Origin of the sequence: Pelagibius sp., assembly GCF_965227505.1 — a bacterium.
Classification (GTDB): Bacteria; Pseudomonadota; Alphaproteobacteria; order Kiloniellales; family Kiloniellaceae; genus Pelagibius.
Genome location: NZ_OZ245757.1, coordinates 1,813,223 through 1,836,495 on the forward strand (window position 1 = coordinate 1,813,223; position 23,273 = coordinate 1,836,495).

The 23,273-nt window shown below is 65.9% G+C and carries 21 protein-coding genes; 4 read left to right on the forward strand and 17 right to left on the reverse strand.

Annotated elements, in window-relative coordinates; all coding sequences use genetic code 11:
- Window positions 1-4: 4 nt before the first annotated feature.
- The 7 genes from mrdA to ACO06P_RS08560 all read right to left on the reverse strand — a co-directional run bounded on the left by mrdA (window position 5) and on the right by ACO06P_RS08560 (window position 8,507).
- A complete protein-coding gene (mrdA, locus tag ACO06P_RS08530) occupies window positions 5-1,891 on the reverse strand; it encodes a penicillin-binding protein 2 (RefSeq protein ID WP_420349583.1) in 1,887 nt (628 codons plus the stop codon).
- Between the two features lie 17 nt (window positions 1,892-1,908).
- Window positions 1,909-2,418, reverse strand: coding sequence for a rod shape-determining protein MreD (gene mreD, locus ACO06P_RS08535; RefSeq protein WP_420349584.1), 510 nt, complete (start codon window positions 2,416-2,418; stop codon window positions 1,909-1,911).
- Complete coding sequence (gene mreC / locus ACO06P_RS08540; protein WP_420349585.1) at window positions 2,415-3,356, reverse strand: rod shape-determining protein MreC; 942 nt, start codon at window positions 3,354-3,356, stop codon at window positions 2,415-2,417. Before mreC ends, mreD begins: the two co-directional genes overlap by 4 nt.
- A 118-nt stretch (window positions 3,357-3,474) precedes the next feature.
- A complete protein-coding gene (locus tag ACO06P_RS08545; protein ID WP_167223262.1) occupies window positions 3,475-4,515 on the reverse strand; it encodes a rod shape-determining protein in 1,041 nt (346 codons plus the stop codon).
- A 631-nt stretch (window positions 4,516-5,146) separates the two neighbouring features.
- The gene (locus tag ACO06P_RS08550) at window positions 5,147-6,832 is read right to left on the reverse strand and encodes a tripartite tricarboxylate transporter permease (RefSeq protein WP_420349586.1); all 1,686 of its coding nucleotides are present in this window, start codon (window positions 6,830-6,832) and stop codon (window positions 5,147-5,149) included.
- Between the two features lie 48 nt (window positions 6,833-6,880).
- Window positions 6,881-7,381: a tripartite tricarboxylate transporter TctB family protein gene (locus ACO06P_RS08555; protein WP_420349587.1), complete on the reverse strand. Its 501-nt coding sequence runs from the start codon at window positions 7,379-7,381 to the stop codon at window positions 6,881-6,883.
- Window positions 7,382-7,526: 145 nt separating this feature from the next.
- Window positions 7,527-8,507, reverse strand: coding sequence for a Bug family tripartite tricarboxylate transporter substrate binding protein (locus ACO06P_RS08560; RefSeq protein WP_420349588.1), 981 nt, complete (start codon window positions 8,505-8,507; stop codon window positions 7,527-7,529).
- A gap of 312 nt (window positions 8,508-8,819) precedes the next feature.
- Here ACO06P_RS08560 and ACO06P_RS08565 point away from each other — a divergent pair, with 312 nt between their 5' ends.
- Window positions 8,820-9,635 (forward strand): aspartate dehydrogenase, encoded by an 816-nt coding sequence (locus ACO06P_RS08565; protein ID WP_420349589.1) that lies wholly within the window; start codon window positions 8,820-8,822, stop codon window positions 9,633-9,635.
- A 169-nt stretch (window positions 9,636-9,804) separates the two neighbouring features.
- Here ACO06P_RS08565 and ACO06P_RS08570 read toward each other — a convergent pair whose 3' ends face one another.
- From ACO06P_RS08570 to miaA, 6 genes are all read right to left on the reverse strand, one after another.
- A complete protein-coding gene (locus ACO06P_RS08570) occupies window positions 9,805-10,092 on the reverse strand; it encodes a DUF6881 domain-containing protein (protein ID WP_420349590.1) in 288 nt (95 codons plus the stop codon).
- Entirely contained in the window at window positions 10,089-10,670 is a 582-nt protein-coding gene (locus ACO06P_RS08575) for a GNAT family N-acetyltransferase (protein ID WP_420349591.1), read from the reverse strand. The genes ACO06P_RS08570 and ACO06P_RS08575 overlap by 4 nt, the downstream gene beginning before the upstream one ends.
- Window positions 10,671-11,010: 340 nt before the next feature.
- Window positions 11,011-12,030: a ketol-acid reductoisomerase gene (gene ilvC / locus ACO06P_RS08580; RefSeq protein ID WP_420349592.1), complete on the reverse strand. Its 1,020-nt coding sequence runs from the start codon at window positions 12,028-12,030 to the stop codon at window positions 11,011-11,013.
- Window positions 12,031-12,182: 152 nt separating this feature from the next.
- Entirely contained in the window at window positions 12,183-12,698 is a 516-nt protein-coding gene (gene ilvN, locus ACO06P_RS08585; protein WP_299391063.1) for an acetolactate synthase small subunit, read from the reverse strand.
- 83 nt (window positions 12,699-12,781) lie between these two features.
- Window positions 12,782-14,563, reverse strand: a complete 1,782-nt coding sequence (locus ACO06P_RS08590; RefSeq protein ID WP_420349593.1) for an acetolactate synthase 3 large subunit — start codon at window positions 14,561-14,563, stop codon at window positions 12,782-12,784.
- A gap of 244 nt (window positions 14,564-14,807) precedes the next feature.
- The gene (gene miaA / locus ACO06P_RS08595) at window positions 14,808-15,773 is read right to left on the reverse strand and encodes a tRNA (adenosine(37)-N6)-dimethylallyltransferase MiaA (RefSeq protein ID WP_420349594.1); all 966 of its coding nucleotides are present in this window, start codon (window positions 15,771-15,773) and stop codon (window positions 14,808-14,810) included.
- Between the two features lie 76 nt (window positions 15,774-15,849).
- Here miaA and serB point away from each other — a divergent pair, with 76 nt between their 5' ends.
- Window positions 15,850-16,758 carry a phosphoserine phosphatase SerB gene (gene serB / locus ACO06P_RS08600; protein ID WP_420349595.1) on the forward strand — a complete coding sequence of 303 codons (909 nt, stop codon included), beginning with the start codon at window positions 15,850-15,852 and terminating at the stop codon, window positions 16,756-16,758.
- Between the two features lie 121 nt (window positions 16,759-16,879).
- Here the strand turns inward: serB and ACO06P_RS08605 are convergent, their stop codons facing one another.
- From ACO06P_RS08605 to hflK, 4 genes are all read right to left on the reverse strand, one after another.
- Window positions 16,880-18,376 carry a DegQ family serine endoprotease gene (locus ACO06P_RS08605; RefSeq protein ID WP_420349596.1) on the reverse strand — a complete coding sequence of 499 codons (1,497 nt, stop codon included), beginning with the start codon at window positions 18,374-18,376 and terminating at the stop codon, window positions 16,880-16,882.
- 358 nt (window positions 18,377-18,734) lie between these two features.
- Window positions 18,735-18,920 carry a DUF2065 domain-containing protein gene (locus tag ACO06P_RS08610; RefSeq protein ID WP_420349597.1) on the reverse strand — a complete coding sequence of 62 codons (186 nt, stop codon included), beginning with the start codon at window positions 18,918-18,920 and terminating at the stop codon, window positions 18,735-18,737.
- A 178-nt stretch (window positions 18,921-19,098) separates the two neighbouring features.
- Window positions 19,099-19,992, reverse strand: coding sequence for a protease modulator HflC (gene hflC / locus ACO06P_RS08615; protein WP_420349598.1), 894 nt, complete (start codon window positions 19,990-19,992; stop codon window positions 19,099-19,101).
- Between the two features lie 11 nt (window positions 19,993-20,003).
- Window positions 20,004-21,143: an FtsH protease activity modulator HflK gene (gene hflK, locus ACO06P_RS08620; RefSeq protein ID WP_420349599.1), complete on the reverse strand. Its 1,140-nt coding sequence runs from the start codon at window positions 21,141-21,143 to the stop codon at window positions 20,004-20,006.
- Between the two features lie 192 nt (window positions 21,144-21,335).
- On the opposite strand from hflK, the gene apbC reads away from it, so the two are divergent.
- Together apbC and ACO06P_RS08630 are read left to right on the forward strand one after the other, a co-directional pair.
- Entirely contained in the window at window positions 21,336-22,496 is a 1,161-nt protein-coding gene (apbC, locus tag ACO06P_RS08625; RefSeq protein WP_420349600.1) for an iron-sulfur cluster carrier protein ApbC, read from the forward strand.
- A 220-nt stretch (window positions 22,497-22,716) separates the two neighbouring features.
- Window positions 22,717-23,211 (forward strand): YHS domain-containing (seleno)protein, encoded by a 495-nt coding sequence (locus ACO06P_RS08630; RefSeq protein ID WP_420349601.1) that lies wholly within the window; start codon window positions 22,717-22,719, stop codon window positions 23,209-23,211.
- The last annotated feature ends 62 nt before the right edge of the window (window positions 23,212-23,273 follow it).

The following is a 23,273-nucleotide window of genomic DNA, read 5'->3' on the forward strand; positions in this document are numbered from 1 at the left end:
GTCGTCAGCCCTGTCGCACGGCGGGGCCGGAGGCCACGATGGGCAGCGAGGGCCGCGCGGCAGGGTCGCGGCGCTGGACCTCGATCATGATGTCCCGGGCGATGGGCGCTGCGACCTTGGAGCCGCCACCGCCGTGCTCGACCACCACTGCGCAGCAGTAGCGCGGCTTGTGGACCGGGGCGTAGCAGACGAAGAGCGCATGGTCACGCCGCCGCCAGGGCAGGTGCTCGTTCTTGGTCACGCCGGCGGCGCGCTCGGCCATGGTGATGCGACGCACCTGGGAGGTCCCGGTCTTGCCGGCCAGTTCCCAGCCCTCGTCCTCGATGCGCGCCCGGTAGGCGGTGCCGCGCGGATGGTTGCTCACGGCATCCATGGCCTCGTGCATCAGCCGCATGTGGCCCTCGGGGATGTCGAGCGGCGCGAAGTCCGGTGTCGGGGGATCGCCGCCCTCGACCTCGGCGCGCACGCCGCGGGTCAGACGCGGGGTGACCGCCTTGCCCGTGGCCAGCCGTGCGGTCATCACCGCAAGCTGCAGCGGGGTCGTCAGCACAAAGCCCTGGCCGATGGAGGCAACCAGGGTCTCGCCGCCCTGCCAGGGCTCACCGATGTTGGCCAGTTTCCAGTCGCGGGTCGGGATCACGCCGCCCTTTTCACCGTAAAGGTCTATGCCCACCGGCTCGCCGAGGCCGAACTGGCGCGCCATGGCGGCGATGTTGTCGACGCCGACCTTGCGGGAGACCTCGTAGAAATAGACATCGCAGGAATGCTTGATGCCCTCGATCATGTTCATCCAGCCGTGGCCGTGGCGCTTCCAGCAGTGGAAGCGGGCCCGGCCCAGGGTCATGTGGCCGGGGCAGAAAACCCTGTGCTCCGGGCTGATCCCGGCCTTCAGCGCAGCCAGCGCAACGATCATTTTGAAGGTCGAACCCGGCGCGTAGAGCCCGGAAACGGCCTTGTTGGTCAGAGGTTTCAGCGGATCGTTGATGAGGTCGTTCCACTGCTTGACAGTCAGGCCGATGTTGAAGGCGTTGGGGTCGTAGCTGGGCACGGAGCCCAGCGCCAGGACGTCGCCGTTCTCGGTGTCCATCACCACGGCCGAGGCCGACTTCTCGCTCATCAGGCGCTGGTGGACAAAGGTCTGCAGGCCGCCGTCCAGGGTCAGCACCAGCTCGTCGCCGGGCTTGCCCTCCTCGCGCTTCAGCTCGCGGATCACGCGGCCGTAGGCATTGACCTCGATCTGGCTGTTGCCGGCAGAGCCGCGCAGGTCGAGATCGTACTTCTGCTCGATGCCGTTCTTGCCGATGCGAAAGCCCGGCAGCTCCAGAAGCGGGTCGCCGGTCAGGTCACGTTCCGCCACGGCGGCGACATAGCCCAGCACCTGGGACATGCTGGCGCCATAGGGGTAATCGCGGATCTCGCCCATCTCGATGGAGACACCGGGCAGATCCGGTCCGTTGACCTCGACCCGGCTGGCCTCGCCCCAACTGAGGTTCTCGCGCACCACCACCGGAACGAAGCCGCGTTTGCGCGAAACTTCCCGCAGCACCCGCTTGTGGTCGTATTCCTCCAGCACGATAAGCTGGGAGAGCGCCTTCAGAACCCTCTCGACATCGCCCGCCTGCTCGCGCACCAGCACGACACGGAAGTTCTGGCGGTTGCTGGCCAGCGCGTAGCCAAAGCGGTCGAGAATGCGGCCACGTGGCGGCGGCAGCAGGCGCAGGTTGATGCGGTTGTCTTCGGCCAGAGTTTTGTAGCGCTCGGACTCGACCACCTGCAGGTAGTACATGCGTCCGGCGAGGCCGGCCAGCAGCAGCGCCTGCGCCCCGCCGAGCAGAAGTCCGCGGCGCGAAAAGGCGCGGTGGCGTTCGACGTCTTCGTTTTTCTGCAGCATGTCCCGTTCCCCCTGCGCTACCGCTGGAACAGGCGCTGGCCGCGCAGAAACGCCCAGGCCAGACAGGGATAGATGGCGATGGTCATGAGGTATTGGAAGAACACGGGGCCCGGATCGATGTAGGTCATCATGGCCAGGCAGGCGCAGAGCCAAGTGACCGTCATGGCGACCGCGGCCACCAGCATGAAGACGCACCAGATCAGCACGAAAGAGGCCGCCAGGAAAAACCGGTGCTGCCAGACCACAAGCGCGTGGGCCAGCAGGAGCCCGACGATCCCCGGGCCCCAGGCGCCGCCGGCCAGGAGATCCTGCACGAAACCGATCAGAAAGACCGCCCAGATCGGCATGAGGTCGGGGCGGTGGACGGACCAGAAGAAGACGCCGACCAGGGCGACGGCCGGCATGATCGGGGCAATGGCGGTGACCCTGAGCGGCAGCAGCGCCAGCAGGACCAGCAGCAGGGTCACGAAGAACGGCGAGATGATCCGGGCGACGCCGTCCAGGCGATGCAGGGCGCCCTGTCTCACCGCCGTGCGCCCTCCGTGCCGGACCTGGCCGCCTGGGCGGCCTCGGCCGCTGCGGCTTCGGCCTGGGCGGTGCGCGCGGCCTCTACGGACTGGAAGTCGAGGATGCCGCTCATCTCGTAATCGACGACCCGCAGGTATTCCATATGCGCCCAGTCGACAAAGGGCTCGACGCGGATCGAGGTCTCACTGACCGCGGAGACCACGCCGATGGGCAGACCCGGGGGGAAAACGCCGCCGTGGCCGGAGGTGGTGACCTGGTCGCCGATGCGCAGCTTGGCCGTCGGCCCGAGATAGAGCAGCTGCGGATAGTTGGTGTTGTCACCGGCCAGCACGGCGCGGTCGCGCCCGCCGCCCACAATCACCGGAATGCGGCTGTTGATGTCGGTGACCAGCAGGATGCGCGCGGACCGCAGGCCCACCTCGGCAACCCGTCCGGCCAGGCCGGCCCCCGTCGTCGCCGCCTGCCCCTTTTCGATGCCGTCGCGGTCGCCGGCGTTGATCAGCACGCTGCGCACGAAGGCGCCGCCCGGATCGCCGACCACCCGGGCCGTGATGAAGCGCATGCCCGGATCGGGCACCATGCGGTTGAGATCGCGCAGGGCGGCGTTTTCGGCCTCCAACTGCCGGGCCACGGCCTGCCAGTGCAGCAGCCGCGCGTTCTGTTCCTTGAGGGCGACGTTCTGGCTTTGAAGGTTGGCCAGGGCCTCGGCCTGGTCGATGACGTCGCTGAAGGTGTCGACCGGCTGGGAGACGGCATCCAGGATCGGAGTCACCATGTCGGTGACCGTCGTGCGGGTCTGTTCGACGAGAAAGCCGTTGGTCCGACCGATCAGCATCAATCCGAAGGCAGCCCCGACCAGCAGCAAGAGAGCAAAGCGGCTCGCCCAGGCCTTCAGCGGTGAGGCAACGCGAATCTCGGAGCCGGTCGGTTTGTTCACAGGTCCTCCAGTCGCGGCCATCCCCCCATGGGGCCACGAGCGACCGATTCGGGCTAAGTTACCGAACCATCAAAACAAATACAAATGAAGAAACCATTGAGCCTAGATCAACCGCTGCTCAATACATGGAGATAAGGACGTTCTTCAGGACCTTCATTTCCTCAAGACAACGCCCGGTCCCGAGCGCCACACAAGAAAGCGGATCGTCGGCGATGGAGACCGGCAGGCCGGTGGAGGCTCTCAGCACATAGTCCATGTTGCCCAGCAGCGCGCCGCCGCCGGTCAGCACGATGCCCTTGTCGACGATGTCCGCGGCCAGTTCCGGGGCGGTGTGCTCCAGGGCGACCTTCACCGCTTCGACGATGGCGCCGACCGGCTCGGCCAGGGACTCGGAGATCTGGCGCTCCGAGATGATCAGTTCCTTCGGCACGCCGTTCATCAGGTCGCGGCCCTTGATCTCCATGGTTCCGCCCTCGCCGTCTTCCGGCGGGCAGGCAGAGCCGATTTCCTTTTTGATGCGCTCGGCGGAACCCTCGCCGACCAGCAGGTTATGGTTGCGACGGATATAGGCGATGATCGCCTCGTCCAGCTTGTCGCCGCCGACGCGCACCGAGCGCGAGTAGACGATGCCGCCGAGGGAGAGCACCGCCACCTCGGTGGTGCCGCCGCCGATGTCGACGACCATGGAGCCCGTGGGCTCGGTCACCGGCAGGCCGGCGCCGATGGCCGCGGCCATGGGCTCCTCGATCAGGAAAACGCGGCGCGCGCCGGCGCTTTCCGCAGACTCCTGGATCGCACGGCGCTCGACGGCCGTAGAGCCGGAGGGCACGCAGACAATGACCTGGGGCGAGGCGAAGGAGCGGCGATTGTGAACCTTGCGGATGAAATGCTTGATCATTTCCTCCGCGACCTCGAAGTCAGCGATGACGCCGTCGCGCAGCGGGCGGATCGCCTGGATGTTTCCGGGCGTGCGGCCCAGCATCATCTTGGCCTCGTCGCCGACCGCGAGAACCTGCTTCTTGCCCTTCACCTCGGCGATGGCGACCACCGACGGCTCGTTCAGAACGATGCCGCGTCCCTTCACATAGACCAGCGTGTTCGCGGTACCGAGGTCGATCGCCATATCGGCGGAGAGCATGCCGAGCAAACCTGAAAACATCGATCCAATCGCCTTTTCTTCAATCCTTACGGGACCGCAGAGCCTGCGGCTGTTCGAAACGCACGATCACGGAAACGTCAGGCAAGGCGGCATACCCGGTGAGATTCCCGGCCATCAGCGCCGCCGGCGGTCCGGCGGTCAAAGATCTCTCTGAAGTCAACAACGACACTGCCCGTTATACCCTCGTCTCAGACCTCTCGGTCCTCCGTGGCCGCTAAACCGGCGCCTCGACGCCCTGGCCACGTCCCGTGAACCCTTCCCTCAAAACCCGCTCACCCCGTCAGCCGCGGCAGCGTGGAGCGGCGAACGAAAAGCACAGGCGCACGGCCGATCCATGGCCACGGGAAAGGGATCACCGCTTCTGTCGGCCGCCGGTCCGGGGAAGCCTCCCCTTCGGACGGTCATGGCCCTTTGGTTTCCGTGCTGTCTCCCGTCTCAGCACGGGCGGCCCGAAAGCCCGCCATTCCGTTCAGAAGCGTGGTTAACGCCTACTTTTCTAAACGCCACTCTTGAGGTTAACAATATCTATTTTGAAAGCGTTAAGAATTGCTGAAGCCCAGGGGCTTCCTACGCTTTTTCCACAACGGGCCGGCGCCTGCGGCGAAGGAAAAGGACGCGACTCGACCGGCCGTCAGACGGTCTCCGCAGCGTTTTCGTCGCCGCCTTTCCGGGGCAGGGCCCAGCCGGCCTTGTGATGCTGATAGAGCTTGTAGAGCGCGTAGACGATCAGCAGCACGCCGATACCCGGGCGCACGATCCCGCCCATCATGATCAGCGGCACCGAAAGCGCCAGGCTCGCCGCGGGTATGTAGAACAGGGTCCAGCGCATCTTGCCGATGTTGCGCTGGTACCAGGGGAAGGCCGCCGAGAACAGCGCGACGATCAGGAAGAACAGCGACCAGGGCCGGGTGATGAAGAGCGTCAGGTCGTCGTTCGTGCCCACGGCGCGGGAGAGATTGAGCTCCGCGATGTGCCCCAGCACCACCCCCAGAATGATCGGTGCCAGCGGAAAACCCAGGTTTTTCAGGATGTAACCCACTATGCCGAACACGAAGAGCGTCCAGATATCGTAGGTGACATTGTTCAGCGCGAAGACCCCGATGGCCGTGTAGAGCAGGATCACCGATGCCAGGAAGTACATCGGCATGCGCACGATCATCAGGAAGGCGCGCAGGCAGAAGGCCTGCATGAAGACCATGATGAAGTGGGCGAGGAAGAAGGCGACGAATATGCCGTAGGCGAGCTGTGCGTTGTCGGCGATGAAGGTCGGACTGGGCTGGACGTTGTGGATCAGCAGCGCCCCCAGCATCACCGCCGTCACCACGTCGCCGGGGATGCCCAGCGCCATCATGGTGATGAGGGCGCCGCCCGCCGTGGCGTTGTTGGAGGCTTCCGGCGCGACGATACCCTCCGGCGAGCCCTTGCCGAAAGCTTCCGGGTTCTTGGAGGCCTTCTTCGCCTGGTCGTAGGCCAGGATGTTGGAGATCGAGCCGCCGGCCGCCGGCAGGATACCGGTAAAGACGCCGATGAAGGCGGAGCGGAAGAGGTTGACGGCGTTCTTCGCGACGATCTTGATCGCCGCCAGATGCTCGACGCGTACGGCGCGGGCGGAGCTTTCCATCAGCGGACGGCGCGCCTGCTCGCGGTCCTGGACGTCGCTGAGCAACTGGGAAAACGCGAAGAGGCCCACGAGCACCGGCAGGAAGCCGAAGCCCTGCTCGATGGCGTCGAAGCCGAAATCGAAGCGCGCGACGCCGTTGACCTCGTCTTCGCCGATGGTGGCGATCAGCAGGCCCAGCAGCCCGGCAATGATGCCCTTGGTCAGGTTCTCGCCGGACAGGCTGGCGGTGATGGTGAGCGCGAAGACCACCAGGGCGAAGAAATCCCAGGGCCCGAACTCCAGACCGATGCGCGCCAGCTGCGGCGCCAGCATGACGAGGACGACGGCGGAGATGATGCCGCCGAAGAAGGACGACCAGACGCCCAGCCCCAGCGCCAGGCCCGGCTTGCCTCGGCGCACCAGCGGAAAGCCGTCGAAGACCGTAGCCACCGAGGACGGCGTGCCGGGAATGCCGGTCAGCATCCCTGCCATCAGGCCGCCGGAAAGGCCGCCCACGAAGACGCCGATCATGGTGGACAGGCCCTCGACCGCGGAGAGCCCGAAGGTGAAGGGCAGGGTCAGGACCACCGCCATGGCGATGGTGAAGCCGGGGATGGAGCCGGCGATGAGCCCGGCGGTGACCCCGAGAAACATGAGCCCCAGGTTGTAGGGCGAGAACACCTCGCCGAAGGCGCCGATCAGCGGTTCAAAACCCATGGCGTCAAATGGCCCCGGCGGATCTGTTGTTGGTCATCGGGCAAGCGTTCATTGAAAGGAGATCAGCACGCCTTCGGGCAGGAAGACCCGCAGCCCGAAGGTGAAGACCGCCCACATCGCGCCCACGGTGCCGACCGCGATGGCGGCATGCAGCGGCACCAGCTTCAGGGAGGGCCGCCCCAGCACCGTCAGGGCCGCGAAGACAAAGAGAATGCCGCCCAGCAGCATGCCGAGGATCGGCAGGGTCAGCAGGAAGGTCAGAAAGAGGGCGTAGCACAGAAGCGCGTTGCGGTAGCGGCGGAACCAGCCGGCAAGACCGCCCGGCCCGGCTTTCGGCGCCGGGCTTGCGCCCTCGGAAGCCGCGCCGCGCAGAGCCTGCCAGAGATAGATGAGGCTCGCCACCAGCAGGGCCCCGAGGATGATCCGCGGCCAGACGGTCGAGTCCATCTGACCGTAGTCGGTCAGCTGGATGTTGCCGGACTCCCAGAAAAAGACCCCGCAGAGCAGCAGCAGCAGAAGTGCCACCACGACATCGCGATTGAGGCTCATAGTGCGCGCTGTCCCCCTTCGGCGCCAGACGGTGTGGTGTGACCCACCGGATTGCTGTGGAAAGCCGTGGCGGCCCCGGCGCTGTCGTGACGCCGGGGCCGCAGCGGTTGCGGTTTATCCTCTAAGGGCCTCGGTGCCCTCGGCTCTAGTTGCCTTTGTAGAGGCCCACTTCCGTGGCGATCCGCTTCCAGTTGGCGAAGGTCTCCTCGAAGTAGGCCGTGTAGTCCGCCGGGCCGAGGTAGACCACCTCGGTGCCCTTGGCGTTCATCTCGGCAACCACCGCCGGATCATTCGCCGCTGTTTCGAACAGGCTGCCGTAGTGGTCGATGACCTCCTGCGGCGTCCCCTTGGGCAGCATGATGCCGCGGTCGGTGCCGTAGATCATGTCATAGCCCTGCTCCTGCAGGGTCATGACCTCGGGGATCTCGCCGTTACGCTCCGGCGTGGTGATACCCAGCGCCTTCAGCTCGCCGGTCGCGATGTACTGCTTGGCCGAAGCCAGGTTGATCTCGCCCAGTTCGATGTTCTTGGCCAGCAGCGCGGTCATGCGCTGGCGCGTGCCGTCGTAGGACACATGCCGGAACTTGACTCCGGCCGCGTCCTCCAGCAGCAGGAAGACGAAGTGGCTGGTGGAGCCCAGCGTGCCGCCGGCGACGATTTCGCCGGGCTTTTCCTTGGCCGCGTCCACCAGTTCCTTGATGTTGTTGTAGGGCACGTCCGGATTGGCGCCGAAGATGGCCGGCGTGCGGGTCAGCATGGCGACCGGCTCGAAGGCATCCCAGGTGAAGTCGACGCGCCCGTTCAGGAACGAGGTGATGGCGCTCTGGTGGATGGCGAAGAGCGTGCAGCCGTCAGGCTTTGCGCGCACTGCCTCCTTGGCGCCCTTGTTGCCACCCTGGCCGCTGATATTGACGACCTGCAGCTGCGGCTCGGCGCCCTGGTTGTTCACCGCCTCAACGAAGACGCGGAAGATCACGTCGGTGCCGCCGCCGGCACCCCAGGGCACGATCAGCTTGGCGGTCCGGCAGGAGATGTCCGCCGCATCGGCCGGCGTCGACGCCACGCCGCCTGTGACCAGGGCCGTCGCCAGCGCAGCCGCGCCCAGTAGAAGCTTACCTTTCATCATTTTCCTTGGTTCTCCCTTCCCTGTCCCTCGGGCTTGGTCCCCGCACGGGGTCGAGCCACCCGGATGTGGACCTTTCGGGTCCCGGCGGGCGTGGGTCCCATTTCTCGTTGTTGCCGCCGGCCCGTCAGACATTTGACCAAAACAATCGACCGCTCTGGCCGTCTCCGCCCCCTTGCCGGCCTTCATGTCTGATGGCCGGCCCAGGGACAGGGATGGCGTGCGGTCGCCTCGCTGCTAGTCTAGCGGGCCAGCCGGCTGAAACAACAGCCGAGGGGCCAAAAAAGGCCGACTCGCCAATCAGGAGCATTACTTTTGCCAGAACAGATTAAGGTAGCGATCGCCGGTCTCGGCGCCATCGGCTTTGCCGTGGCCGAGGCCCTGGATTCCGGGACCATCGAGGGCATGACCCTGACCGCCGTCTCGGCCCGCGATACCGCCCGGGCCGAGGCGCGCCTGGCCGCCTTCCGGGCCCCGGTGCCGGTGCTTCCGCTCACGGATCTCGCGGAGACCGCCGACGTGGTGGTGGAGTGCATTCCGGCATCCAACTTCGCCGAACTGGCCGAGAGCGTGCTGGGACGCGGCAGGACCCTGCTGCCGCTCTCCGTCGGCGCTCTGCTGGCGCGCCCGGAGTTGATCGACCTGGCGCAGGCGAAGGGCGGCACCATCGTCGTGCCCACCGGTGCGCTGCTGGGCCTCGATGCGCTGCGGGCCTGCGCCGAAGGGCCGGTGGACAGCGTCACCCTGGTCACCCGCAAGCCTCCCGGCGGCCTCGCCGGCGCCCCGCACCTGGTGGACAACGGCATCTCGGTCGAGGGGCTCACCGAACCCAAGCTGGTTTTCGAGGGCACCGCGCGCGACGGCGCCCGCGGCTTCCCCGCCAATGTGAACGTCGCCGCGGCTCTCAGCCTCGCCGGTATCGGCCCCGACGAGACGGCCCTGCAGATCTGGGCCGACCCGACGGTCACCCGCAACACCCACACCGTGACGGTGGAGGCGGATGCCGCCCGCCTCACCATGACCATCGAAAACGTGCCCACCGAAGAAAACCCGCGCACCGGCAAGATCACGGCGCTGTCGGTGCTTGCCACCCTCAGGCGCATGACCGGGCCGCTGCGGGTCGGAACCTAGGCCCCCTCACCCTCCCTCTCCCACAAAGGGGAGAGGGAAACCAACTGACGCCGCGCAGAAAGACCCTCTCCCCTGGTGGGAGAGGGTTGCGCAGGCTTGGCGAGATCGCAGATCACGCCTAGCCGAAGCTGGGTGAGGGGGAATGCCGCGGGCGCACAGCGTCTGCGTCCTACTGCGACGTAGCGTACCGCCGCCAAACGGCCTCGAACTCTTCTTTCGTGATTACCCTCGGCTCAAGTTCCGGGGTAGCCGCGATCTCCTCCAGCGGCGGACAAGGTGCTTCTCCCAGCCGCGTGTCGCCTGTTTGAACACCCGGCCCAGCTACGTCGCCATGACCCTTGCGATACACCTCGACTTTGCGCAGCTCCCAACGTTTAGAATCCAGCTCGCTGTAAAGCTCAACCGGCTCATCCGGATGCTCATGATGCCAAAGGCAGGCGAGGTAGGTTCGAGTCATGGAGTCTTGCTCCAGTCCTCCCGCCGCAGGCGGTAGAGCACGTGGCGTTCCAGCCGGTGGCCTTTGGGCAGGGCCGGATGGTCGAAGTCACCGGCGGGGTCGTGGGTCATGCCGAGGCGCTGCATGACCTTCTGCGACGGCGTGTTCGTCGTTGTGGTAAAGGAGACGATTTCCTTCAGGTCGAGATCCTCGAATCCGAAGCGCAGGCATTCCCGCGCGCCTTCGGTCGCATAGCCCTTGCCCCAAAACTCCTTGGCGAGACGCCAGCCGACCTCGACGATGGGGTCCTGGATCGAAGTGAAGGGCGCATCGAAGTTGGGCGCCCAGAGGCCGATGAAGCCGATGAAGCGGGCGACACCCGGCGCCTCCACGGCAAACCAACTGAAGCCGTGCTTTGCCATCTCCTCGCGGATACGCATCATCACGGCTTCGGTCTCGGCGCGGGTCTGGGGGGCTGGGAAGTGTTCCATCACCACCGGGTCGGCGTTCAGCGCCGCGAAAGGCTCGACATCCGCGTCGCGCCACGGCCGCAGAATCAGGCGTTCGGTCTTGAGGGGGGCGAAGGTTTCGCTCTGCATCGGTCTCTTCCGGTTGGCACGGCGGCGCGCAAGCTACCCGAAGATGTTGCGGGATGCCAACCACTCCGCCTTTCCGCTTCGCGGAAATCCCCCTCACCCTCCCGCCCCAGTCCTTATCCCGGCGCGGGCCCCTCCCTCTCCCACGGAGGGGAGAGCGTCTTCGGAGCGATCCTTTTTGGTTCCCCCTCTCACCTGGTGGGAGAGGGTTGCGCAGGCTTGGCGAGCGCAGCGAGCCTAGCCGAAGCTGGGTGAGGGGGAACTCTGTGCCACACCCAAAAACACTTCGGGCCCCGTGCCGGGAAGCACAGGGCCCGAAGAAGACTGAGCGACGGATACAGCCCTAGTTCTTTTCCTTGTCCACCAGCTGGTTGGCGGCGATCCAGGGCATCATGGCGCGCAGCTTGGCGCCGACTTCCTCGATGTTGTGCTCCGCCGAGCGCCGGCGCAGGGCCTTGAAGGAGGGCTGGCCGGCCTTGCACTCGGCCACCCAGTCGCGGGCGAAACGGCCGGACTGGATGTCATCCAGCACCCGCTTCATCTCCGCCTTGGTCTCGTCGGTGACGATGCGCGGGCCGGTGGTGTAGTCGCCGTACTCGGCGGTGTTGGAGATCGAGTAGCGCATGTTGGCCATGCCGCCCTCGTACATCAGGTCGACGATCAGCTTCACCTCGTGCAGGCACTCGAAGTAGGCCATCTCCGGCGCGTAGCCGGCGTCCACCAGGGTCTCGTAGCCGGCCTGGATCAGCGCCGTCAGGCCGCCGCAGAGCACCACCTGCTCGCCGAAGAGGTCAGTCTCGCACTCCTCCTTGAAGGTGGTCTCGATGACGCCGGAGCGCCCGCCGCCGATGGCCGAGGCGTAGGACAGCGCGATCTCCTGGGCGTTGCCGGAGGCATTCTGCGCCACCGCGATGAGGCAGGGCACGCCGCCGCCGCGCACGTACTCCGAGCGCACGGTGTGGCCGGGGCCCTTGGGCGCGATCATGAACACGTCGAGGTCCTTGCGCGGCTCGATCAGGTTGAAGTGGACGTTGAGGCCGTGGGCGAAGGCCAGCGCCGCCCCGTCCTTCAGGTTCGGCTCCAGGGAGTCGCGGTAGATGTCGGCCTGCATCTCGTCGGGGGTCAGCATCATGACCACGTCGGCCCAGGCGGCGGCCTCCTCCGGGGTCATCACCTGAAGGCCGGCGTTCTCCGCCTTCTTGGCGCTGGCCGAGCCGGCGCGCAGGGCGACCCGGACGTCGCTGACGCCGCTGTCCTTCAGGTTGTTGGCGTGGGCGTGGCCCTGGCTGCCGTAGCCGACGATGGCGACCTTCTTGCCCTTGATCAGATTGACGTCGGCGTCCCGATCGTAATAGACGCGCATAGCGGCCGTCTCCCTAAGTATTTTTGTTGCTCCGAAAGGCTCGGCGGGGTTCTAAAGCGCCAACCCCGAAAGCGCAACGGGATTCCCGTCATGGCCGCCTGCACGGGACGCATGGCGGGAAATGGCTGGATTCCCGGCCGTTCCCGGCAGACCTACAATCCCGACGGGCCGCGCGAGATGGCGACGACGCCGGTGCGGCTGACGTCGACCAGCCCCAGGGGTTGCATGAGGTCGATGAAGACGTCCAGCTTCTCGCTCTTGCCGGTCATCTCGAAGACGAAGTGGTCGTGGCTGGAGTCCACCACCCGGGCCCGGAAGATATCGGCGATGCGGAGGGATTCCACCCGCTTCTCGCCGGCGCCGGCCACCTTCACCAGGGCCAGTTCGCGCTCTACCGAGGGGCCCTCCAGCGACAGGTCGCTGACCCGCTGGATCGGCACCAGGCGGTCGAGTTGGGCCTTGATCTGCTCCAGGATCTGCGGCGTGCCGGAGGTGATGATGGTGATGCGCGAGAGCTTCTGGCGCGGGTCGACCTCGGTCACCGTCAGGCTTTCGATGTTGTAGCCGCGCCCGGAGAACAGGCCGATGACGCGGGCCAGAACGCCGGGTTCGTTGTCCACCAGCACCGCGATGGTGCGCGTTTCGATCTCTTGCTGTTTGATTGCCATGATGATGTGAGGGCCGTGGAACGGCCCCTCGCTGTTTTCTGTTTCTCGGTCGTCTGGGAAAGGCGGAGGCGTGCAGGTAGCCTCTATACCAGCACCATGCCTTCCTCGGAAATCGGCTTGCCGGCCTTGTCCTCCGGTCCCAGCAGCATCTCGTAGTGCGCGGCGCCGGAGGGGATCATCGGGAAGCAGTTCTCGTCCTTGGACACCAGGCAGTCGAAGATCACCGGCTTGGGCGTCTCGATCATCTCCATGATCTTGTCGTCCAGGTCATCGGCCTTCTCGCAGCGGATGCCCACGGCGTGGAAGGATTCCGCCAGCTTCACGAAATCGGGCAGCGAGGCCGTATAGCTCTCGGAGTAGCGCCCGCCGTGGAGCAGTTCCTGCCACTGGCGCACCATGCCCATCCACTGGTTGTTCACGATGAACACCTTGACCGGCAGATTGTACTGGGCGATGCAGGACAGCTCCTGAATGTTCATCAGGATCGAGGCTTCGCCGGCGATGTCGATGACCAGGGCGTCGGGATGGGCGCGCTGCACGCCGAGCGCCGCCGGCATGCCGTAGCCCATGGTGCCGAGCCCGCCGGAGGTCATCCAGCGGTTCGGCTTTTCGAACTTGAAGTACTGCGCCGCCCACATCTGGTGCTGCCCCACCTCGGTGGTGATGTAGGGCTCGCGCTCCCGGGTCAGTTCGTAGAGCCGCTTGATGGCATGCTGCGGCTTGATGATCTGGTCCTTCTGCTCGTACTTCAGGCAGTCGCGGGCGCGCCACTCGTCGATCTGCGCCCACCAGGCTTTCAGCGCCTTCTGGTCGAGCTGCAGGTCGCGCGCCTTCCAGGCCGCCAGCAGGTCCTCCAGCACCGAGCCGGCGTCGCCGACGATGGGCAGGTCGACCATGACGTTCTTGTTGATCGAGCTGGCATCGATGTCGATGTGGATCTTCTTGGAGCCGGGCGAGAACTCGTCGAGACGACCGGTCACCCGGTCGTCGAAGCGGGCGCCGACGTTGATCATCACATCACAGTTGTACATCGCCAGATTGGCTTCGTAGGTGCCGTGCATGCCGAGCATGCCGATGAACTGCGGGTCGCTGCCCGGATAGGCGCCGAGCCCCATCAGGGTGTTGGTGCAGGGCACGCCCAGCATTCGCACAAAGCGGGTCAGGAGCTCGGAGGCCTGGGGGCCGGAGTTGATGACGCCGCCGCCGGCGTAGACGATGGGCCGCTTGGCCCCGGCGATCATCTCCACCGCTTCGGCGATCGCGGCATCCTCGGCCTTGGTCTGCGGGCGATAGCTGCGGTGCTTCACCTCGTCCGGGCCGACGTAGCTGTCGCTCTTGGCCTGCACAACGTCCTTGGGCAGGTCGATGACCACCGGGCCGGGCCGGCCGTTCTGTGCGACGTAAAAGCCCTCGTGGACGATGCGCGGCAGGTCGGCCACGTCCTTGATCAGATAGTTGTGCTTGGTGCAGGGCCTCGTGATGCCTGTGGTGTCGGCTTCCTGGAAAGCGTCGTTGCCGATCAGGTGGGTCGGCACCTGGCCGGTCAGGCAGACGATGGGGATCGAGTCCATCAGCGCGTCGGTCAGCCCGGTCACCGCGTTGGTCGCGCCGGGTCCGGAGGTCACCAGCACCACGCCGACCTTGCCGGTGGAACGGGCATAGCCCTCGGCGGCGTGAACTGCGCCGCCTTCCTGGCGCACGAGGATATGCTGGATGTCGTTCTGCTGGAAAAGCGCATCATAGATCGGCAGGACGGCGCCGCCCGGATAGCCGAAGATGACTTCTACGCCCTGGTCGCGCAGCGCCTTGATCAGCATCTCCGCACCGGACATCATCGGCACATCGGTCCACGTTCTTCCAACCATCCGACCTTCTCCTTCGGCCTTTCCCCGGCCTGATCTGAGGGCGACCGGTCCTGGCAGCCCTTCCCGAAAGCCAAGGCCGGCCCCGGCGGGCGGCCCGGCATCTCATTTCAGCACAAAAGAGGCCGGCAGAACCGGCCATTGCTTCGTTTCCGGCGGGCAGCCGCCCAGATAACCGGTGCGGCGTGACGGCCGGACGCGCATCGAACGCCCGAATTCCGCCGGAAAGGAGCCGGACGTTATCCCCTTAATCGGCCGTGGTCAACAGCATTTGACGAATTTTTGCAAATAAATTGGGTTGCAAGCTTTCAGAATATTGCGCATTGATGGTGATCACAGTTGGATCATTACCCAAAAATTGGTGCCGCAGCCAGGTCGTCTGGCGTTTGGCGTAGCGCCGGGTGGCCTGCTGGGCCAGTGCCAGGGCTTCCGGCAGGGTGCTCTCACCGCGCAGATGGGCGGCCAGTTCGGGGACGCCCAGGGCCTTCATGACCGGCAGGCCGGGATCCAGGCCCTTGGCCAGCAGGTTCTGCACCTCCTCCAGCGCGCCTTGAGCGATCATCGCGTCCAGGCGCCGGTCGCAGGCGGCATAGAGGGTCTCTCGCTCCGGCAGCAGGCAGATCTTGATACAGCGGTAGGGCGCCGCCTCGCCTTCCTGCGCCTGCCACACCGCCAGCGACGCGCCGGTGGCCATGAACACCTCCCACGCGCGGGCCACCCGCTGACGGTCACCGGGCGACAGCCGCCGCGCCATCTCCGGATCGAGCTCGGCCAGCCGCGCATGCAGGGCGGGCGCGCCGATCTCCGCCAGCAGGTCCCGCGTCTCTGCCCGCACGGCCGCCGGGATCTCCGGGACCGCGCTCAACCCCTTCTCGAAAGCCCGCAGATAGAGGCCGGTGCCGCCCACGAGGATCGGCAGCTTGCCGGCGGCAAGGCCATGGGCGGCTTCCTCCAGGGCCAGCGCCCGCCAGCGGCCCGCCGAGCAGACCTGGTCGCCTGAAAACGTGCCGTAAAGCCGGTGCGGGACGGCATCCATGTCCGCCGCCGTGGGGCGCGCCGTCAGGATCGCGAGATCGCGATAGACCTGCATGGAATCGGCATTGATGACGACGCCGTCGGAGGCCTTTGCAAGGTCCATAGCGAGAGCCGATTTTCCCGATGCCGTGGGTCCGGCGATCAGCACCACGCTCTGGCGGTCGTCGCTTTCGCTCATTCGTTTGCTGTGCCGTTTACTGTGCCGTTTACTGTGCGCCTTGCGGGAAGCGGCGCGGCCTCGGTATAAGCCGTTGATGCAGTACGTCCTTACCGTGATCGGGGACCCCAGCTCAAGGCCGTTGAACGCGGCAATCGTCGAGGCGGCGCGTGGCGCAATCCGCGAAAGCCGCGGCGCGCCCGGTGAGCCGGACTGGCTGGCCGAGGGTATTGCCTGCGATGTGCCTTTTGACGGCGAGGAGCCGACAATCACCCAGGCACTGGTGCGCGAGACCCTGGGCCCGGCGCCGCTGGACCTGGCCATCCAGCCCGCCGCCGGTCGGCGCAAGCGCCTCCTGCTGGCGGACATGGAGTCCACCATCATCGCCGAGGAGATGCTCGACGAACTGGCCGGTGTCGCCGGGATCGGCGCGCAGGTCGAAGACATCACAGCCCGCGCAATGGCAGGCAACCTGAACTTCGAGGCCGCGCTGCGCGAGCGGGTCGGCCTGCTCACCGGCATGACCGAGGATGTTGTGAAAGCCGCGGCGGAGCGCATGACACTCAATCCCGGTGCCCGTAGTCTCGTTGCCACCATGCATGCCGCCGGGGCCTACTGCGCGCTGGTGTCCGGCGGCTTTACCGTTTTTACCAAGAAGATCCGCGCAGCCTGCGGCTTCAGCGAAGATCGGGCCAACTGCCTGGAGATCGAGAACGGGCGGGTTACCGGGCGGGTGGTGGAGCCCATTCTCGGGCGGGAGGCGAAACTGAAGACCCTGCAGGACCTGACCCGGAGCCTGGGCCTGACCCTGGACGACAGCTGCGCCGTCGGGGACGGCGCCAACGACCTGGCCATGCTGGGGGCGGCCGGCCTGGGCGTTGCCTATCACGGCAAGCCCAAGGTGCGCGCGGCCGCGCGCTACCGCATCGATCATGGCGACCTGACGGCCCTGCTCTATCTTCAGGGCTATCGCCGCGCCGAGTTTCACGAGGACATGGGCGCCTGAGCCGGGCCGCCTGAGCCGGGCCGCCTGACCTCGGGGGTCTTCGTGGGTCGCACAGGCGAAAACAAAACGGCGGCGCCCCTACGGGCGCCGCCGCTTCGTTCAGGCACCGAAGCCTGGGCGGTCAGCTTTGATCGATACGAACCGCGACCCACTGGAAGTCGCCCTGGCGGAACACCAGCAGGGTGACCACGCGGTAGCCTTCGGACTTGGCTCTCTCGACCTTCTCGACGACCTCGGCGGGGCTCGCCACCTCTTCCTGGTCGACCTCGACAATGACGTCGCCGGGACGCAGGCCCTTTTCGGCGCCGGAGCCGCCCTCTTCGACCTCGGTGATGATCACGCCCTTGGTGTCCTCGTCGAGTTCGAAGCGCGTGCGCAGCTCCGGCGTGATGGTGCCGAGGGCAAGGCCGAGGGACTCCATCTTGTCGGGCGTCACCTCTTCCTGAGGTTGGTCGGCAGGCGCGGCCGCCAACTGGTCGGCCTCCAGTTCGCCGATCTTCACCTTGACGGTCTCCTCGGCGGAGCGCCGCCAGATGGTGACGTCGACCTCCGCGCCGACCGCGGTCTCTGCGACCATCGCCGGCAGGCGGCGCATCTCCGTAACGTCGCGGCCGTTGAACTCCAGGATCACATCGCCCTGCTGGATCCCGGCCTCTTCGGCGGGACCGCCTTGGGTTACAGCGGCGACCAGGGCGCCGCGAGGCTTGTCGAGGCGCAGCCCTTCAGCCAGTTCGTCGGTGACATTCTGAATGCGCACGCCAAGCCAGCCGCGGCGCACTTCGCCGGACTCGCGCAGCTGGGCGATGATGTTCTTGGCCATCGAGGACGGCGTGGCGAAGCCGATGCCGACCGAGCCGCCGGAGGGCGAGAAGATCGCGGTGTTCACGCCGATGACCTCGCCTTCAAGATTGAACATCGGGCCGCCGGAGTTGCCCTTGTTGATGGCCGCGTCGGTCTGCAGGAAGTTGTCGTAGCGACCGGCATTGATATCGCGCTGACGCGCCGAAACGATGCCTGCGGTGACGGTGCCGCCAAGACCGAAGGGATTGCCGATGGCGACGACCCAGTCGCCGATCCGCGTGTTGTCGGAGTCGCCCCAGGTCGTGGCCGGCAACGGCTGACTGGCCTCCACCTTCAAGAGCGCCAGATCGGTGTCCTTGTCGCTGCCGACGATGGTGGCATCCAGCTTGGTGCCGTCCGAGAACACCACTTCGACTTCGTCGGCGTCGGCGATCACATGGTGGTTGGTGACGATAAAGCCGCTGGGGTCGATCACGAAACCGGACCCCAGGGAGGAGCCGCGCCGACGCTGCTGCGGCGGCGGTTCGCCGCCTTCGCCGCGGCGCTCAAAGAACTCTTTAAAAAATTCCTCGAACTGTTCGGCCTGGCCGCCCTCGATTGTCTGGCGGGTCTGGATATTGACCACCGTGGGCAGCAGCCGTTCGACCATATCGGCAAAAGAATCCGGCGCCGAACGCGCCTGCACGGCCGCCGACCACGCCAGCATCATGAGAGCGCAGGCCGTGGCGACCGCTGCGAGCAGCCAGCGCCGGCCCGGGGCCGTGCGGTCTGCCGCCAGGGCCACTGCCTTGCGCCGCTGCGTCGAAGAGTTTCGCATCACTGTCGGTTTTCTCCCTCGCTTGGAGCAGCGCTCCACATCGGCCGGATCAGAGTCCGGAAGAACCAAACGTCTGACCGGATGTCGGGCGCCCGGGGGCCCTCAAACCCCGGGCATTCCGGGCATTCGGACGTTCAGGCCCGGACTGCTCGGATGCTCAAGGCTCGCCGCACAAGGCGGTGAGCATACCCCCTACCCCGCCAACTTGGGCCCTGCAAGACAGACTTTGTAGGCCCTCTCAATAAAAAGTGTAGCACCCGAAGCCTGTGATACGAAGTGGGCGAATTTGTGGCGTCCCCAAAGAAACCGGCGGTTCCCGGCGGGGCCGGCCTGCCGATTGCAACCCTTTGGCCGGATCTCAGCCGCGCAGCAGCCAGACGAAAAAGACCCCCAGCGCCGCAACCGCGAGACCGCCGTAGCGCAGGGATTCCGGCGTCATTTCCTCCAGCATCTGGAGAATCTGCCTGATCCGATGGGGAAAAACCGCCAGAAACAGTCCCTCGATCACGAGGACCAGCGCCAGCGCGGTCAGGAAATCGGTCATAGCGTCATGTCAGAGAGAGTGGAGAACAGCCCCCAATAATCCGGAAGGGGGCCTGAGGTGCCGGAAGCAACGAGGGCCGGCTGGTCGGCCGGCCCTCGTCGGAACATCACTCTATTGCAGGAGTTTCCGATGGGCGGCTTCTGACTGCCGCCCCCTCGGAACACGCCGCAGAGGCGGCCTACTGGATCGCCCGGCCGCGGCTCACCTGTCCTTCGATCTGCTGAAAGAAGGAGAAGAATTCGCTGTCCGGCGACAGCACCATATAGGTGCTCTCACTGTCCAAGGATTCGCTGTAGGCCTGCATGGAGCGGTAGAAGTTGAAGAACTCCGGATCCTGACCAAAAGCGTTGTTGAGGATTTCTGTGCGCATGCCTTCGCCCTGACCGCGCAGAATCTCCGATTCCCGCCGGGCCTCGGCGGCGATGACCGTGGCTTCGCGGTCGGCCGCGGCCGTGATGCGCTGCGACTGCTCGAAGCCCTGGGCGCGGAACTCGGCCGCCTCGCGCTCACGCTCGGAGCGCATGCGGTCATAGACCGATTCCCGGGTCTCGTCGGGCAGGTCGGCGCGCCGGATACGCACGTCCACCAGGGCAATGCCGAAACGCTGGGTTTCCCGGTCCACGTTGTCACGAATGCTCTGCAGGATGCGCGTGCGCTCCGGCGAAAGCACTGACGAAAGCGTCTCGTTACCCAGCACCTCACGCAGGCGGCCGTTGATGATGCCGCCCAGGCGCTGGCGCGCGACGCCCTCGGTCCGCACCGTCTGGAAGAACAGCAGCGGATCCAGGATCTTGTAGCGCGCGAAGACGTCGACGATCAGGCGCTTCTGGTCGGACAGCAGGATGTTTTCCGCCGGCGGATCCAGGTTCAGCACCCGCCGTTCATAGTACTGCACGTTCTGGATCAGCGGCAGCTTCCAGGACAGACCCGGTTCCGTGATCACCCGCTTGGGTTCGCCGAACTGCATCACGATGGCCTGCTGGCGTTCATCCACCGTGAAGAGAGAGCCGTAAGCCAAGAGGCCGAGGCCTACTACGACGACGGCGATGATCGCATTCGCATACTTGCCCATGGTCTCGCTCCTCAGTTTCCGCCGGCGACGGATCGGCCGCGCAATTCATTTAGCGGCAGATAGGGAATGGCCCCGCCACCCTGGGCGCCGCTGTCCATGATGACCTTGTCGGTCTCGCTCAGCACGCCCTGCAGGGTTTCGAGATACATGCGCCGCCGCGTCACATCAGGATTCTGCTGATAGGCCCGGAAGACCGAGAGGAAACGCTCGGCCTCACCTTCAGCCTCGTTTTCCAGGCGTTCCCTGTAGGCCTCGGCCTCCTGCACCACGCGCAGGGCGTCACCGCGGGCACGGGGCAGGATGTCGTTGCGATAGCGGTCCGCTTCGTTGCGGGCGCGGTCGCGGTCCTGCTGCGCGCGCAGAACGTCGTTGAAGGCATCGATCACAGCATTGGGGGGCTGCACGTCCTGCAGCACCAGCTCGGTGATCTCGATACCGGCTTCGTACTCGTTCAGGGTCGCCTGCAGCAGGCTGCGGGTCTCCGCCTCCACCGTGCCACGCGCTTCCGTCAGCGCCGGCTGAATGTCCGTGCGGCCGATGATCTCGCGCATCGCACTTTCGGCGGCGATCTTCACCGTGGCTTCAGGCTCGCGGATGTTGAAGAGATACTGACCGGCGTCTGCGATCTTCCACTGCACAGAGAAGTCGATGTCGATGATGTTCTGATCCCCGGTGAGCATCAGGCTCTCTTCCTCGACGTCGCGCCGGCCGGTGCGCGCACGCTCTCCGCCGGCAGCCCGGAAGCCCACATCGATCTGCTGCACCGAGGTGACGCTGGGCGTCTCGACCGATTCCACCGGCCAGGGAACATGCCAGTTGAGGCCCGGCTGGGTGGTCGCCACCCACTGCCCGAAGCGCAGTACCACACCCTGCTCGTTGGTCTGAACCCGGTAGAAGCCGGTCAGGCCCCAGACGACAAGCAGCGCCAGGACAATCAGGATATAGGCTGACTTCCCTAGCCCGCCGCCACCGGGAATGATGCTGCGGACACGATCCTGGCCCTTCTTGATGAAGTCCTCGATATCGGGCGGACGCTGTCCACCGCCGCCGCCGCCGCCGCGCCCCCAGGGACCGCCGCCACCACCGGAGCCCCCGGAACCGCCACCGCTGCCGCCCCAAGGGCCGCCGCCACCTTTATTTTCCCAAGGCATAACTCATCATCCCGTCGCCTAGTTAAACTGCTGAAATCGGATAAACTGCCCCGAAAGGCGTGAATTCGAGGCTGCAAACGCCTTGCGCCGGACTTATATCACGCTGGCGCCATTGTTCTAGCAATGTCTGAACCAGCAATACCTGGCAGGCCCTCATGCCTGCATATCGGCCGTTTCGGGGAGTTTTCAAGGATGAGTGCAGTAGACGAGGCAAGCATTTTCGCGGCCTTGAAGGCGATTGTTGAGCCCAGGCAGCAGAAAGACATCGTCAGCCTGGGGATGGTTTCCGGACTTGTCGTCAAGGACGGCAACGTGGGCTTCGCGATCGAGGTGGATCCGCGCCAGGGCGCAGCGATGGAACCCCTGCGCAAAGCCGCGGAAAAGGCGGTCTACGACCTGGACGGCGTGACCTCGGTGACGGTCGTGCTGACCGCCGAGAAGTCCTCCGCCCAGGGCCAACCTCAGGGTCAGCCCCAGGGCCAACCACAGGGCCAATCACAGGGCCAACCGGCGGGCCAGCGCGGCGGCGGACAGCAACAGGCACTGGTCCCGGGCGTGCGCTCCATCGTCGCAGTGGCCAGCGGCAAGGGCGGCGTCGGCAAGTCGACGACCACCACCAACCTGGCCTTGGCAATGGTGCAGCTTGGCCTCAAGGTCGGCGTGCTCGACGCCGACATCTACGGGCCGTCGCAGCCGCGCATGCTGGGCATCAGCGGGCGGCCGAGTTCGCCGGACGGCAAGATCCTGAACCCGATGGAGAACTACGGCCTCAAGTGCATGTCCATGGGCTTCCTGGTGGCCGAGGACACGCCGATGATCTGGCGCGGACCGATGGTGCAGAGCGCGCTGCAGCAGATGCTGCGCGACGTCGACTGGGGCGAACTCGACATCCTCATGGTCGACATGCCGCCGGGCACCGGCGACGCCCAGTTGACCATGGCGCAGCAGGTGCCGCTGACCGGCGCCGTCATCGTCTCGACGCCGCAGGACATCGCCCTGCTGGACGCCCGCAAGGGGCTGAACATGTTCCGCAAGGTTGACGTGCCGGTGCTGGGCATCGTCGAAAACATGAGCGTGTTCATCTGCCCGAACTGCGGCCACGAGTCCCACATCTTCAGTCACGGCGGCGCCCGGCGCGAAGCCGAGAAGCTGGGCATGGAGTTTCTCGGAGAACTGCCGCTGGATATCGAGATCCGCGAGACCTCCGACGGCGGCCGTCCGATCGTGGTGTCGAACCCCGATGCCGCCCAGGCCAAGGCCTATGGCGCCATCGCCGCACGGGTCTGGGAAAAGGTCTCCGCCCAGATCGATGCCGGCGGCGCCCGCCAGGCGCCCAAGATCGTCATGCAGTAGCCCCCGGGCCCCGGTCCCAGGTCGACGGCTCGGACTCACCCGCTCACCGCAACTCGCAGAAACGTGAGATGCGGTTGAATTGCTGGCCGCGCCCCGGCACACAACTCTTATGGCCAACGACCAGAGCGGTCCCGCCCCGGCGGGATCTGGACAGGAACCACAAGATCCAGGCCTTTGCGGTCAAGTCTTTGAGCCCGGGCCTTCGAAAAAGGGAAAGACCATGGCGCAGATTGACGTTTCCCGCCGCCGCTTCGGCGGCCTTGTTCTGGCGAGCGGCCTGGTCGCCGCCGGAGCGACCCTCACCGCAGTGACGTTTTCCGGGCCCGCCCTGGCCGTCGACCCGGTCTTCACCGCCGGCGGCAAGGCAATCCGCGGCTTCGACCCGGTGGCCTACTTCACAGAGGGCAAGCCGGTAAAGGGCAAGCCCCTCTTCACCCACGACTATGACGGCGCGACCTGGCAGTTCGCTTCAGAGGCCAACCGCGACGCCTTTGCCGCCGACCCGGCCCGCTATGCACCGCAATACGGCGGCTACTGTGCCTGGGCGGTGTCGCAGGGCTATACCGCCTCCGTCGACCCGGATGCCTGGAAGATCGTCGACGGCAAGCTCTACCTGAACTACTCCAGATCGGTTCAGCGCCGCTGGGAGCGTGACATTTCCGGCCACATCGCCAAAGCCGACACCAACTGGCCCGGCATCAAGTCGGGTTCGTGACCAGGGTCTGTTCGTGACCGCAACCGGCAGTTCACGCCGGTTCGTCGCTTGAAGTTCGGCGC

Bases quoted from the DNA above. Each gene is read 5' to 3' on its own strand.
- mrdA (WP_420349583.1), bottom strand. From the start codon at position 1,891: ATGCTGCAGAAAAACGAAGACGTCGAACGCCACCGCGCCTTTTCGCGC.
- ACO06P_RS08545 (WP_167223262.1), bottom strand. From the start codon at position 4,515: ATGTTTTCAGGTTTGCTCGGCATGCTCTCCGCCGATATGGCGATCGAC.
- ACO06P_RS08550 (WP_420349586.1), bottom strand. From the start codon at position 6,832: ATGGGTTTTGAACCGCTGATCGGCGCCTTCGGCGAGGTGTTCTCGCCC.
- ACO06P_RS08555 (WP_420349587.1), bottom strand. From the start codon at position 7,381: ATGAGCCTCAATCGCGATGTCGTGGTGGCACTTCTGCTGCTGCTGCTC.
- ACO06P_RS08560 (WP_420349588.1), bottom strand. From the start codon at position 8,507: ATGATGAAAGGTAAGCTTCTACTGGGCGCGGCTGCGCTGGCGACGGCC.
- ACO06P_RS08570 (WP_420349590.1), bottom strand. From the start codon at position 10,092: ATGACTCGAACCTACCTCGCCTGCCTTTGGCATCATGAGCATCCGGAT.
- ACO06P_RS08575 (WP_420349591.1), bottom strand. From the start codon at position 10,670: ATGCAGAGCGAAACCTTCGCCCCCCTCAAGACCGAACGCCTGATTCTG.
- ilvC (WP_420349592.1), bottom strand. From the start codon at position 12,030: ATGCGCGTCTATTACGATCGGGACGCCGACGTCAATCTGATCAAGGGC.
- ilvN (WP_299391063.1), bottom strand. From the start codon at position 12,698: ATGGCAATCAAACAGCAAGAGATCGAAACGCGCACCATCGCGGTGCTG.
- ACO06P_RS08590 (WP_420349593.1), bottom strand. From the start codon at position 14,563: ATGGTTGGAAGAACGTGGACCGATGTGCCGATGATGTCCGGTGCGGAG.
- miaA (WP_420349594.1), bottom strand. From the start codon at position 15,773: ATGAGCGAAAGCGACGACCGCCAGAGCGTGGTGCTGATCGCCGGACCC.
- serB (WP_420349595.1), top strand. From the start codon at position 15,850: ATGCAGTACGTCCTTACCGTGATCGGGGACCCCAGCTCAAGGCCGTTG.
- ACO06P_RS08605 (WP_420349596.1), bottom strand. From the start codon at position 18,376: ATGCGAAACTCTTCGACGCAGCGGCGCAAGGCAGTGGCCCTGGCGGCA.
- ACO06P_RS08610 (WP_420349597.1), bottom strand. From the start codon at position 18,920: ATGACCGATTTCCTGACCGCGCTGGCGCTGGTCCTCGTGATCGAGGGA.
- hflC (WP_420349598.1), bottom strand. From the start codon at position 19,992: ATGGGCAAGTATGCGAATGCGATCATCGCCGTCGTCGTAGTAGGCCTC.
- hflK (WP_420349599.1), bottom strand. From the start codon at position 21,143: ATGCCTTGGGAAAATAAAGGTGGCGGCGGCCCTTGGGGCGGCAGCGGT.
- apbC (WP_420349600.1), top strand. From the start codon at position 21,336: ATGAGTGCAGTAGACGAGGCAAGCATTTTCGCGGCCTTGAAGGCGATT.
- ACO06P_RS08630 (WP_420349601.1), top strand. From the start codon at position 22,717: ATGGCGCAGATTGACGTTTCCCGCCGCCGCTTCGGCGGCCTTGTTCTG.